The sequence below is a fragment of the Staphylococcus nepalensis genome (genome assembly GCF_014635045.1).
In the GTDB taxonomy this organism is placed as follows: domain Bacteria; phylum Bacillota; class Bacilli; order Staphylococcales; family Staphylococcaceae; genus Staphylococcus; species Staphylococcus nepalensis.
On sequence record NZ_BMCF01000001.1, the window covers coordinates 133,434 to 146,780 of the forward strand.

Below are 13,347 nucleotides of genomic sequence, written 5' to 3' on the forward strand. Positions count from 1 at the left end.
CAGAATCATTTGTTGCAAATAGTCAAAATAAGCACACAAAACTTAAATAAATTTAATAGAAAAAAGCGAGAGAAAAATCAAACTGCTTCATTTGATTTTATCTTCTCGCTCTGCATCATTAACTCGCTTTTATTTTTTAAATTTTAATTTGATTATCAAAAAGTATTTCCCCATCCTTGATTACTTTTTCGGCATGATTGATACCATAATGGTAAGGAATATATTCATGATTAGGGGCATCCCAAATAACAATATTTGCTTTATCACCTTTGTTTATTGTACCTGCCTCAACATCAATAGCTTTAGCTGCATTCACTGTCACTGCATTCCAAATTTCATTTGGAGATAATTTTAATTTTAACGCTGCAATTGACATGACCAACTGTAAATTATTTGTCACACAACTGCCTGGATTAAAGTCTGTAGCTATAGCAATGGCACCATTGTTATCTAACATACCTCTTGCATCGGCATATGTTTCCTTACCTAAATAAAAAGTTGTCCCTGGTAGTAACACTGCCACCGTATCGCTATTTTTAAGTTTCGCTTTACCTTCCGCGCTAGAAGCAACTAAATGATCTGCGGAAATCGCATTTTCTTCAATTGCAAGTTCTAAACCACCTAAAGGGTCGATTTCATCAGCATGTATTTTAACATCAAAACCTTGTTTTTTAGCTGCTTCCATGTAAGTTTTAGACTCTTCTACAGTAAACACTCCGGTTTCGCAAAATATATCTGCAAAATCTGCATATGCTTTAACTTCTGGTAATAAATCTATCATTTCTTGTAAAAAGGCTTGGTTAGATTTAGCGTCTTTTGGCACCGCATGGGGGCCAAGAAATGTATGTTTCATATCTAAATTATATTTTTCTGCTAATCGATTGGACACACGTAATTGTTTCAATTCATTTTCTTTATCTAAACCATAACCACTTTTACTTTCTACAGCTAAGACGCCATGTTGTATCATAGTTAGTAAATTTTTTTCAGCTTTTTCAAAAAGTTCATCTTCCGTTGCTTTGCGTGTTGCTTCTACGGTAGAAAGTATGCCGCCGCCTTGTTCAAGAATCTCTAAATAAGAAACCCCTTGACGCTTCAGTGACATTTCATGTTCCCTAGAACCACCATGTACAAGATGTGTGTGCGCTTCTACTAGTGCAGGTGAAACCACTTTTCCAGTGGCGTCAATTGTGTCAGTCGCTTGATATGCTTCAGTATGTTCGCCTGAGTAAATGACTTTGCCATCTTTAATCACCACTGTGCCATTTTCAATGATTTTCAAGTCGTTTAATTCTTTACCTTTTAAAGGTCTTTCTGTAGATTTCGGCAAAATTAATTGTTTAATATTTTGAATGATTAAGTCGTTCATTTTATATCTCCTTTACCCGTAATCATTGGAATGTGAATCCCTTTTTCTTTAGCTACTTCAATAGCTGATTCATAACCAGCATCTGCATGCCTTACTACTCCCATACCCGGATCTGTAGTCAATACACGACCTAAACGTTTGTCCGCGCGTTCTGAACCATCAGCGACAACAACCATACCAGCGTGTAATGAATAGCCCATGCCTACGCCGCCACCATGATGGAAGGATATCCAAGAACCACCTGCTGCAGTATTAATTAATGCGTTTAATATAGCCCAATCGCCAACAGCATCTGAACCGTCTTGCATACCTTCTGTTTCACGATTTGGACTTGCTACTGAACCGGAGTCCAAATGGTCACGGCCAATAACAATCGGCGCAGAAATTTCACCTTCACGTACAAGTCGATTTAATGCTAATCCCATTTTTGCACGTTCACCATAACCTAACCACGCAATACGAGATGGTAGTCCTTGGAATGCAATTTTTTCTTGCGCCAAATTTAACCAACGGATGAGTTTTTCATTTTCTGGGAATAATCTTCGCATTTCTTCATCGGCACGTTCAATATCTTTAGGATCGCCACTTAACGCTGCAAATCTAAATGGCCCTTTACCTTCACAGAATAAAGGTCTAATATAAGCAGGCACAAAACCTGGAAAATCAAAAGCATTTTCTAAACCATTATTAAAGGCAACTTGTCTAATATTATTACCATAGTCAAATGCCACTGCACCCCGTTTTTGGAATTCAAGCATCAGTGCTACATGTTTATGCATAGATGCTTGTGATGCTTTCACATATTCTTTCGGATTTTTATTTCTTAATGCACTAGCTTCTTCCAACGTATAACCTTGAGGGATGTAACCATTTAAAGGATCATGTGCGCTTGTTTGGTCTGTAATAATATCTATCTTAAATCCTCTGTCTAAAATGGCTTGATGCACCTCTACTGCATTGCCAACTAATCCAATGGATAAAGGCTTGCCTTGTTTACGAGCATCTTCAGCTAAATTTAATGCCTCGTCTAAATTTTTAGTTTTTACATCGCAGTACCGAGTATCAATACGTTTATCAATACGTGTTTCATCTACATCGACACCGATAACAACACCGCCATTCATTGTAACTGCCAATGGTTGGGCGCCACCCATGCCTCCGAGACCAGCTGTTAACGTTATTGTGCCATTTAATTTACCACTGTAGTGTTGGTTTGCTAGTTCACCAAAGGTTTCATACGTGCCCTGTACGATACCTTGCGAACCTATGTAAATCCAACTACCTGCAGTCATTTGACCATACATCATTAATCCTTTTTTATCTAATTCATTAAAATGATCCCAATTAGCCCATTCAGGCACAAGCACAGAATTGGAAAGTAGTACGCGTGGCGCTTCTTCATGTGTCTTAAATACAGCTACCGGTTTACCAGATTGTACTAACATTGTTTCATCCGCTTCTAATGAACGTAATGTTTCTTCAATCGCTTCGAATGCTTTCCAGTTACGTGCCGCTTTGCCAATGCCACCATATACCACTAGATCTTCAGGTTTTTCTGCAACTTCTGGATCTAAATTGTTATATAACATGCGTAATACAGCCTCTTGTTCCCAACCTTTACATTCAATCTCTAAACCTTTTTTTGCTTTAATTTTTCTCATGAAAAATCACTCCTTCGTCTACTATAATTCAACCTTTGTTTTAATATTTAAAAAATCCACAATGCAAACGGAATCGTAATTAACAGTGTAAACACGACTCTTTCGAACCAAATAAGTACGAGTTTCCATACCGAAATTTTAATTTCAGTAGATAGAATCACGGGCACAACACTGGAGAAAAAGATGATTGCTGAAACACTCATCACTGCAACTGTAAACCTTGTTGCTAAATCTGCAGATTGTGCAATGGCAGCAGGTAATAACATCTCAACTATCGAAATCGTAGAAGCTTGAGCCAATACTGAAATGTTCTCTACTGGAAATATACTTATAAAAGGATAAAAGATGTATGAAATATACTCGATAACAGGGGTATATTCTGTAATAATTAATCCTAAAAAACCAATAGACATAATAGATGGTAAAATAGCTATCGTCATTATGACCCCATCACGTAAATTCTCAATAACATTTTCTATTAGTGTCTTAGATTGTTTTACAGCTAATTTTGCTTCTAACCAAGATTCTTTTAACAATGGCATATCTCTACGAATTTCTTTTTTATAAGATTGGTTTTCGTACGTTGTCTTTTTTTCAAATCTTATAGGCGGGAGTTGTACAGTAATGGCAGTAACAATAAATGTCACTACTAATGTAAACCAAAAATATAAATTCCAATGCTGAATGATGCCTAATGTGTTAGCTACGATAATCATAAATGTAGCTGATACTGTTGAAAAACCTGTCGCTACGACGACTGCTTCCTTATGCGTGTAGCCACCACTTTTGTAGACTTTGTTTGTAATGAGTAAACCAATAGAATAACTACCAACAAACGAAGCGACCGCGTCGACCGCTGATTTACCAGGTGTCTTAAATATAGGTCTCATAATTGGGCGACAAATTACGCCGATAAATTCTAACAAACCAAAACCTACTAAAAATGATAAAAATATTGCTCCTATAGGAATTAATACACTTAATGGTATTGCCAACTTCTCGTATAAAAACGGGCCAATATTATCTTTTAATACAAATGCTGGTCCGACATTGAATACAACCATGAAAGCAATAAATATTCCTATAACTTTAAAAAAACTAAATATCATACTTGTTTTCGATTCATTCCAACGTTGATTGATAAACGGATGAATTGCGCCAATGATGATTAAAACCAATACATAATATGGAAGTACTGGTTTAACCAATAGTGTTATCCACTGCACAATATGATCAATCATTATGGTAGATTGTCCATAAATCGATATTGGAACAAAGAAAAAAATAACGCCAATCAAGCTATAAATAAAAAATCTCCACATGTACTTCACGCCCTTCACATGAAAGTACGACTCCCTCTATATTTAAAAGTATAATATGTTATTATATAGACTACCAATATCAATAAACTAATTATTAATAGCTTAAAGCTATAAATAAGCATATATCTAGGGGAGTGATGTTATTTTGAAAATAATTCAATTGGAATATTTTATCGCCGTCGTAAAATATAATAGTTTTACAAAGGCCGCTGATTTCTTACATATCAGTCAGCCATCTCTAACAAATACAATTAAAAAAATTGAAGCTGATTTAGGTTATGATTTATTTTTAAGAACTACAAAAGATATAAAAATCACAGAAAAAGGTATTCATTTCTATAATTATGCTGTCCAACTTGTACAAAATTATCACCAAACGCTTGAAAAAATGTATGACTTAAATATGGGTCATGCACCTAAAATAAAATTATCAATTCTAGAATCTTCAAATCAATGGGTTTCACAAGTGGTTGCAATGCATCAAAAACAGTACCAAGATCAAACGTACCTTGCTTCAGAAGTACACGATCAGAGTACCATATTAGAGCGATTATTAAATTTTGAAAATCATCTCGGACTAACAAATGAACAAATTGTGCATGATGATATCCATTCTATTCCTTTATACGAAGAATCTTATGTATTAATCACGCCTAAAGATACATTTCCTAATCGCAACAAAGTTTCGATTAAGTCTTTACCCCTTATCTTACCAACAAAAGGTTCCCAAGTACGTAAACATCTTGATGATTATTTTAATCGCTTAAATATTCATCCTAATATCATCATAGAGGCTGACCGGTTTGAAGCTTCAACTAATTTTGTACATCGAGGGTTAGGTTATGCAATTATCCCTCGCGTCTATTATCAATCTTTCAATGCTAGAGACTTAGACGCCATAGAAATCAAACCTACCCTTAGTCGCTCTATTTACATTAATTACTTAAAAAAAAGAAAGCACCCTGAACGTGTGCTTTCTTTTATAGACTTATGCATTTATTATTGGAATATTAAAGAATAAAATGATGTAAAAAATTAGCTGATAGTTTGGCAGTGCGGTTATCGACATCATATTTAGGATTTGTTTCAGCAATACTAATTGTTGAAACTTTTTCATTTGGTATAATACGCTTGGCTAACTCAAGCACGATATGTGGAAATAACCCTAAGACACCATTTGCGCTGACACCAGGTGCAAATGCGCTATCTATGACATCCATACATATTGTAAACATGATGACATCATGATCATGTATAAAACGTTCTACCTTGTCTTTTATAGGAGGAGAAATTTGATGCAGTAATTCGTCGGCATACACAAAGCCGATGTCTTTTTCTTCTGCATAATCAAATAATCCTTGTGTGTTACCACTTTGTTGAATACCTAAAACCAAATAATCTGCCTTTTGATCCTGTTCTAAAATTTGTCTGAAACTTGTACCAGAAGTTGACTGTGGCTCTAACCTTGTATCAAAATGAGCATCAATATTAATAACACCTAAAGATGCTTCTGAGTGCGCCTCCCTTACACCTAGGTATTGCGCATAAGCAATATCGTGCCCACCTCCTAATAGGAAAGTTTGCTTGTGTCTCTGAATTGAAGTTGCCACATATTGTGCAAATTCTTTTTGGGTTTCTTCTAAAGTATCATGATCGTGCTCAACATTACCATAATCGTAGACATTGCTCTTTCTCAAGTCGGGTAAATTGGCCAAAATTTTTTTTATCGCATCAGGACCTTCTTTTGCGCCTAACCTTCCTTTGTTCAATTCAACACCTTTATCAACTGCATAACCTAATAAACCTATCCCTTGACGAGATTCATTGAAATGGTCATTGATATTACGAAAGTTCACTGTTTGAAAGTATCTAAACTGAGATTCATCTGTTTCACTGTCCACTCTTCCTGTCCATAGTTCAGGTTGTGCTAACTTATACATAGTTCTCCTCCTTTTAAAACTATATCCACACTTAAAAGTATACGCTTACATTTATCTCAATTCAATTTATCCTTTTATTTACCCAAAAATAACGATATTAATTTTGAAAATAGCTTTTAATATTTCATTTAGATGTTTGTTTTAGCATTACTATTACATTTCAATGATAAATATCTAAATTTAATTTATTTCTGAAAGATAAGTATGTATAATTGGTGATAAATGATTTTCTGAACCCTAATGGAGGTTACATAATGAATAAACAACGTATATCAGGTTTTCAATGGGCCATAATGATTTTTATTTTCTTTATTATCGCTTATGCAGCTCCTATTATACTAAAAGATTTACAAGGTACAATATCACTAAAAACATTTGTGTTTGATTTAAGTTCTACAGCGCCATTTATCGCTGCGCTTGTTTGTATCATCGTTTTTAGCAAACGTAAAACGCAACTAGGAGGCTTGAAGCTTACTATAAATTTAAAAGTGATTGAGCGATTTATTTTAGCGCTTATTTTACCACTAGCAATATTTCTCCTAGCAATGGTAAGTTTTAATGTTTTTGCTGATAGTTTCGTTTTATTACAGACAGAAGATTTATCTGTATCCATAACGTCGATTATCATAGGACAACTTGTTATGGCGTTCTTAATAGAATTTGGTTTCCGTTCTTATTTACAAAACATTGTAGAAACAAAGATGAATACATTCTTTGCCTCAATTATCGTAGGTATCATGTATTCGATTTGGAATATTAATGTCGCTTTTAGTTTTGAGTACACATTATACGGCTTGTTATATACATTCGCTTTCTCTATGATTATTGGAGAATTAATCCGCGCTACTAAAGGTCGTACGATATATATTGCAACTATATTCCATGCTGCAATGTCATTCGGTCTTGTTTTCTTATTTAATGAAGAATTAGGTAGTGTATTCGCAATGAAAGTTATTGCATTATCTACTTCAGCAGTTGCGATCGTCTATATTTTATTAAGTATCATTATTCGTACTATCCTTTATTTCTTTACAAAACGAAATTTAGACGAAGTTGATACTAATAATTACCTAGATCATGTAAATGAGTATTCAGAAAATGAGAACCAACAGTTCAATAAAGATGATGAAACAATTGAGCATGTATCTAGTGAAAATCAAATCACATCAGATGATGAGACCGCAACTAAAAATAACAGTGTTAATACCGACGCAACATCCACTGATAAAACAGATTTAAAGGATACTGAGTCAGAAAGTGCGTCTGAACAAACCGTTACGAACAACACATATGATAATCAACAAGAAACAAATCACGATGCTAGTCGCAACAATATTATAAGTCAGCATACACCTAAATCAACAAATCAAAATCATCAACAAAGTCAAGATGATATTGAAACTCACGCAAATAGTGCTGTTGAAAACTCTACTGAGAAAGCACATCCTGAGGAAGCATCAGAACCAACAACAGACAATATGGGTGATAGCTACGCAACGCATCAAAATACACAATATAATGATAAAAAACCATCACGGTCACCTTTCAAACATAAAAATGACCACCGTCGCTAACTAAAAATAAAAAAAGCAGGTTACTCTAACTATGATTTAAGATAAAATGTTGTATTTACATCACTATCCAAATATTTCAGTTAGATAACCTGCTTTTGTTATATTTTATAATACGTCGTTTGATTTATTTAAAATTCTAACGCCATTTTGAGTTCCTATAATAACTTGATCCGTTACATCAATAAAATATCCTGTTTCTAAAACGCCTACCAAGTGAATTAAAAATTCATGCATTTCATAAGGATCAATCCCTGAATGTAACGCTACGTCAAGAATATAATTGCCGTTATCAGTAATAAACGGCACGTCATCGACCATCCGACGTTTCACTTTTAGATTGTCATATGCTGCGATTTTTTTAGAAACTAATAACCAATTAAATTTATCCACTTCGACAGGCAATTTAAATGTTTGACCCAAATAATCAACACATTTAGATTCGTCTATTAAAACAATAAATGTTTCAGCCATAGCGTCAATCACTTTTTCTCTAAATAGTGCACCGCCACCGCCTTTGATTAAATTCAAATGGTTATCTACTTCGTCTGCGCCGTCTATTGCGATGTCTATTTTGCTCACGTCATTAACGTCAACCACTCGAACACCTAATTCTTTAGCGATATATGCTGTTTTATTAGAGGTGCACACACCCGTAATCTCAATCTGTTCATGGTTCATTTTCTCAGCTAGTTTTGGGACAAGCAACTCTATCGTTGAACCAGAGCCAATTCCGACAACCATACCATCTTCGATTTGGTTTAACGCGTCATTAAATGTACTAATTTTCAACTGTTTCGTATCCATAATGCGTCCCCTTTACATAACGTTCTTTTACCTATATTGTACATGAGATTGAAAAAAATAAATAGTTAAAAAAACAAGTACAAATTTAAATATATATATTCTTGCATATTCAAATAAGTGTTTTACAATAATTATAACTAATCATCAAGGGGGATTGTCATGATTTATGCTTTAAAAGCAATTACTACAGGAAAAATAGAAGACTTGTCTTATAGTTCTAGAAGACCTATGCGTTCAGCACTAAACAAAAAGCCATTTGCTGGTAAAATGTGGTTATCAAAAACAGGTTTTTCTGAAGATGAACAAGAATATAAAGGGCATGGCGGGCCACATAAAGCGGTTTGCCTATACAGTAAAAAAAATTATGATTTATGGAAAGATGATGTAACAGCATTACCTGATTACGCTATGTTTGGTGAAAATTTAACTGTCGAAGACTTAGACGAAAAGAACATTCATTTTGGTGACCAATTCCAATTAGGCAATGCCATCATTGAAGTATCAGAAATTAGAGAACCTTGTTGGAAAATACAGGAAAAATATAAAATTCCAAATCTGATTCAACGTATGTCTAGTTCTTGTAAGACGGGATGTTACTTCAGGGTTCTTAAAGAAGGGTTTGTAGATGAATCCTCTCATCTTGAACTTATAAAATATGGTAATGAAGCTTCCCTGTTGTCCGTTTTTGAACTGAATAATATTTATTACAATGACAATAAAAATGCCGATCGCTTAACATATGCTTTAAAAAATCCTTATTTAACAAAAGAAAGACGTCAAAAATTAGAAAAATTTTTAAAACGTGCTCAAAAACAAAAAAAGGAGTGAGGCAAAAAACATATTTTCATAAAATGATTTCTGCCTCATTCCTTAATTTTATCCATATTTGATGCCAATCAAATCACAAAGATTTCAGTGTTCATTGTTGGATTATATTTCTGTATTAAATGTTTATTTTTCAGAAATTTTGTATGAAGTTTTTGAATAAAATGGTTGATTGGCTTCTAAAATCGAAGGCGCGTTTTCACCAAATAGATTAATATCGTTCGGGATAGTTTGCGTTTCAAGCGTAAAACCAGAATGCGCTTTATAAATATTAAAGTCACTGTCCCACTCACTTGTATCGTTAAAAGTGAAGATAACTACATTTGGCATATCTGTTTCTAATATTAATTGAAAATGTTTATTTTCAACTTTCATACCTTGTTTACCGATTTCAAATGGATGATCTATACCACCGTATTGTTGCATTTGCGCTTTAATATCTGGATGCACACTATTAAATATATCTTTGAATTGTATTTGGTTTGTATTGAATACACTATCAAGACTAATAGGATCTTGTTTAGCTACAAACTGATTATCATCTAATAAATACATATTTAATTTTGAACTCGAAATGCTATGATTATCGATAACATTGTTATCTCTATTCAAATTAAAATATACATGATTCATAGGATTAAATATTGTTTTCTCACTAGCCACAGCCTTATATTCAATCGTCCATTTATGGTCAACATTATAAGTATGAATCACTTCTAAATCGATATCTCCAGGAAAATAATCATCTGTCTGCTTAATCGTTGTAGTGAAAACAATCTTCACTTGGCCTACTTGTTCAAGGATTTCATAATCAAAATAACATTTATCAATACCTTTTAATCCACCATGTATGTTATTTTTTCCGTCATTTGCATCTAAGTGGTATGTTTTTCCATCTAATTGAAATTTCGCCTCTGCAATACGCCCTCCATACCGGCCTACGGTAGCACCAAAATAAAAAGGGTTTTGTCGATAGAATTCGTCAGCCTCTACCACATTCCCTAATACGATGTTATTATCATCATATTTCCAAGACACAATACGCGCGCCATAGTTAGTAAAAACAATCTTAGTTGCTTCATTGTCTATTTTAATTAAGTCAATACCATTACTTTGTTTTTCTACTTTTGCAAACATCATCAATTACTCCCTTTCAAGCCAAAACATTATTCAAATTGAGATTTGGCTTTATCTTGAATAAATTATCACTCATATAAACGCCGTCTCACTAAGTATCTCTAATGAACATCTATTAATCTTAGTCAGCCAGCTCAATATCACTATTTGCGCCCATCCTAGATTGATTCTTCTATTTAAAGTGAAAGAATAATATTTAACCTATACTTACAAAACCAACAGAAATATTTAACACTTGTCAATGATTCCCTCAAACATTGTCCAAATTAAACTTTCTGTTGACTTTTAAAGTTGTTTAAAACCGTATACACAAGCCCTATTCAATTATTCTATACTTCTACATTGTAACAATTAAAGCAAATAATTATCTATCATAATCATTAATTCTATCAAATATTATTTGAAATTGTAGTGTTTTTTTAAATTTTTATAAATGCATCATTTAACTTTTAGTAAAAACACGTTTTATAGATTTCAATAAGCCTTTATCAAAACTTAATATGGTATCTTTATAACTTCTTACCGCAATATAAAGTAAAATAAATATCATTATAATAGACAAGGCAATACTTACAACGATTTCCCAAGTCATTACATCAGGTGTCGATGCTCGTACAAACATGATAAATGGTGATATCAATGGGATAAAACTTGTAATTTTTGCTAATGTCGTGTCTGGATTGATGACGCTAAATAATGCAATATAAAACGCAATCATGCTAATTAATGTCATTGGCATGAGTGATTGGTTTATATCCTCAATGCGTGCTGTAATGGAACCTAAAATAGCTGCTAAGATAATATAAGAAAGGATACCTACAATCAATGAAATAACACCAACAATAATTAATTGCACTGTTAATTCATTAGGCTGTATATCGAACCCCTTAAGCATATCTCCAATATCAAATACAAGTATACATAAAATAGCTGCTGCAACGAAAATAATAATTTGAGTTAGTGCAACAGCAATAACACCAGTCAGTTTAGCTAATATATGCGTAACAGGTGAAACACTTGTTATAATCATTTCAATAACACGCGATGTTTTTTCGGTTGCAATTTCCATTGCAACTTGATTGGCATAGTTGATAATAATGAAAAACATTAACATGACACCCGCATATACTATAACTGTATTAAATGTTTTTTGGGATTCGCTTAAATTAGATTCATTTGCTTTATCAGAAACGACTTCAGAACTCACTTTGCTTTGAGATTGTAATTGTTTCAACTCGTCTTGAGAAAGATTTAAACTAGATGCGGTAAGATTTGTTTGCATAGTTGTTAATGTCGTCTGTAATTTTTGTTCATCTTGTTTTGAAACCGTGTCTTTACTTAAAATTTTACCCGTAAGTTTATTACTATCATGTAATTGAATGACGTAAGCTTTATCTAACTTTTCATTTTTTACTTGTTGCTGTGCTTGTGCTTCCGTCACTTGTTTAAATTTTGCTTCTCCATCTAGTTGATTACTTTGGTCTTTAACGGCTTTATAAATTTGGTCTTGGTTTGTTACAACCCCAATGGTATCGGGTCCATCATCAAATAAATCAACTATTTTATTAATGTTTGCAGCCACCAACATTAAAATAACCACAATAGCAGTAAAAATCATAAATGATTTTGTTTTAACTTTACTCTTGTATGTTAGCGAAAAAGTTGCCCAAAATTTACCCATTCACATCACCTACTTTATCAATAAAGATTTCATTTAAAGTTGGCTCAACAACTTGAAACCTTTTAACAAAACCATATTTTACAACAACTTCATATATTTTTTCCGCAATAGTTTCATCCTCTATGAATGCCTTGATTTCTCTTTTATTGCGTTCAACTCTCATAACACCAGATATATCGTCTAATTCAGGCATTTCATGATGTGTTTCAACAATCACACTTTTATTTCCGTGATTTGCTTTAACTTCATTAATTGGCCCTGAAACCACGAGTGCTCCTTTATTAAGGATACAAACATCATCACAAAGTTCTTCTACATGTTCCATCCTATGTGAACTATAAATAATCGTAGTCCCGCCTTCATTCAAATCTTTTACTGCTTCTTTTAACAATTCAACGTTAACTGGATCCAAACCACTAAAAGGTTCATCTAATATTAATAATTCTGGATTATGTAACATACTTGCAAGTAGTTGAATTTTTTGTTGATTCCCTTTTGATAATGCCTCAATTTTCTTCCCTCTATTTTCTTCGATATCAAAACGGTTTAACCAATAATCAATTGCCTTAGATATCGCTTTGGGTTTCATACCTTTTAACGTAGCTAAATATCTTAGTTCATCTTCTACTTTCATTTTCGGATGTAGTCCTCGTTCTTCAGGCAAATAACCTATATTGTCATATATCGATTTATCAATCGGCTTATTTTTATATAAAATTTGGCCTTCTGTGACGGGCGTTAATCCAAGTATCATTCTGAAAGTCGTCGTTTTACCCGCCCCATTTCTTCCTAAAAATCCTAACATTTTGCCTTGTTCCAAAGTTAGCGATATATCATTAACTGCTGTAAAATTTTTATATTGTTTCGTAACATGCACTATATTTAAAGCCATAATCACCTTTCCCTCCCTTTAAATTCAAATAATATATACCGATAATAACATTTCACAACTTAAATATACATTTTAATATGTAATTTAATTCATGTTATGCACATAAAAACAAATATTATTATTGGTCAATTTATTTATACCA

At 33.2% G+C, this 13,347-nt stretch carries 11 protein-coding genes; 3 read left to right on the forward strand and 8 right to left on the reverse strand.

The window, feature by feature from the left end; all coding sequences use genetic code 11:
• Nucleotides 1–136: 136 nt before the first annotated feature.
• Genes hutI through IEU88_RS00745 form a run of 3 tightly spaced genes read right to left on the reverse strand, consistent with a single transcriptional unit; the run spans nt 137 to nt 4,352 of the window.
• The gene (gene hutI, locus IEU88_RS00735) at nt 137–1,369 is read right to left on the reverse strand and encodes an imidazolonepropionase (RefSeq protein WP_096808596.1); all 1,233 of its coding nucleotides are present in this window, start codon (nt 1,367–1,369) and stop codon (nt 137–139) included.
• On the reverse strand, nt 1,366–3,030 hold the full coding sequence (gene hutU / locus IEU88_RS00740) for a urocanate hydratase (RefSeq protein WP_103372778.1): 1,665 nt from the start codon (nt 3,028–3,030) through the stop codon (nt 1,366–1,368). The genes hutI and hutU overlap by 4 nt, the downstream gene beginning before the upstream one ends.
• 47 nt (nt 3,031–3,077) lie before the next feature.
• Entirely contained in the window at nt 3,078–4,352 is a 1,275-nt protein-coding gene (locus IEU88_RS00745) for a YjiH family protein (RefSeq protein WP_103372777.1), read from the reverse strand.
• Nucleotides 4,353–4,497: 145 nt separating this feature from the next.
• Here IEU88_RS00745 and IEU88_RS00750 point away from each other — a divergent pair, with 145 nt between their 5' ends.
• Nucleotides 4,498–5,373 carry a LysR substrate-binding domain-containing protein gene (locus tag IEU88_RS00750; RefSeq protein ID WP_103372776.1) on the forward strand — a complete coding sequence of 292 codons (876 nt, stop codon included), beginning with the start codon at nt 4,498–4,500 and terminating at the stop codon, nt 5,371–5,373.
• Here IEU88_RS00750 and hutG read toward each other — a convergent pair.
• Complete coding sequence (hutG, locus tag IEU88_RS00755) at nt 5,363–6,292, reverse strand: formimidoylglutamase (protein WP_096808592.1); 930 nt, start codon at nt 6,290–6,292, stop codon at nt 5,363–5,365. The genes IEU88_RS00750 and hutG overlap by 11 nt on opposite strands.
• Nucleotides 6,293–6,546: 254 nt before the next feature.
• On the opposite strand from hutG, the gene sdpC reads away from it, so the two are divergent.
• On the forward strand, nt 6,547–7,866 hold the full coding sequence (sdpC, locus tag IEU88_RS00760) for a peptidoglycan release complex CPBP-like subunit SdpC (protein ID WP_103372775.1): 1,320 nt from the start codon (nt 6,547–6,549) through the stop codon (nt 7,864–7,866).
• 105 nt (nt 7,867–7,971) lie between these two features.
• Here sdpC and IEU88_RS00765 read toward each other — a convergent pair whose 3' ends face one another.
• On the reverse strand, nt 7,972–8,673 hold the full coding sequence (locus tag IEU88_RS00765; RefSeq protein ID WP_170006844.1) for a ribose 5-phosphate isomerase A: 702 nt from the start codon (nt 8,671–8,673) through the stop codon (nt 7,972–7,974).
• Nucleotides 8,674–8,829: 156 nt separating this feature from the next.
• On the opposite strand from IEU88_RS00765, the gene IEU88_RS00770 reads away from it, so the two are divergent.
• Nucleotides 8,830–9,498 carry an MOSC domain-containing protein gene (locus IEU88_RS00770; protein WP_103372774.1) on the forward strand — a complete coding sequence of 223 codons (669 nt, stop codon included), beginning with the start codon at nt 8,830–8,832 and terminating at the stop codon, nt 9,496–9,498.
• Between the two features lie 123 nt (nt 9,499–9,621).
• On the opposite strand, the gene IEU88_RS00775 is transcribed toward IEU88_RS00770, so the two are convergent.
• The 3 genes from IEU88_RS00775 to IEU88_RS00785 all read right to left on the reverse strand — a co-directional run bounded on the left by IEU88_RS00775 (nt 9,622) and on the right by IEU88_RS00785 (nt 13,205).
• Entirely contained in the window at nt 9,622–10,632 is a 1,011-nt protein-coding gene (locus tag IEU88_RS00775; RefSeq protein WP_170006830.1) for an aldose epimerase family protein, read from the reverse strand.
• 442 nt (nt 10,633–11,074) lie between these two features.
• Nucleotides 11,075–12,313 carry an ABC transporter permease gene (locus tag IEU88_RS00780; protein WP_096808587.1) on the reverse strand — a complete coding sequence of 413 codons (1,239 nt, stop codon included), beginning with the start codon at nt 12,311–12,313 and terminating at the stop codon, nt 11,075–11,077.
• On the reverse strand, nt 12,306–13,205 hold the full coding sequence (locus IEU88_RS00785; protein ID WP_096808586.1) for an ABC transporter ATP-binding protein: 900 nt from the start codon (nt 13,203–13,205) through the stop codon (nt 12,306–12,308). Before IEU88_RS00785 ends, IEU88_RS00780 begins: the two co-directional genes overlap by 8 nt.
• Nucleotides 13,206–13,347: the final 142 nt, after the last annotated feature.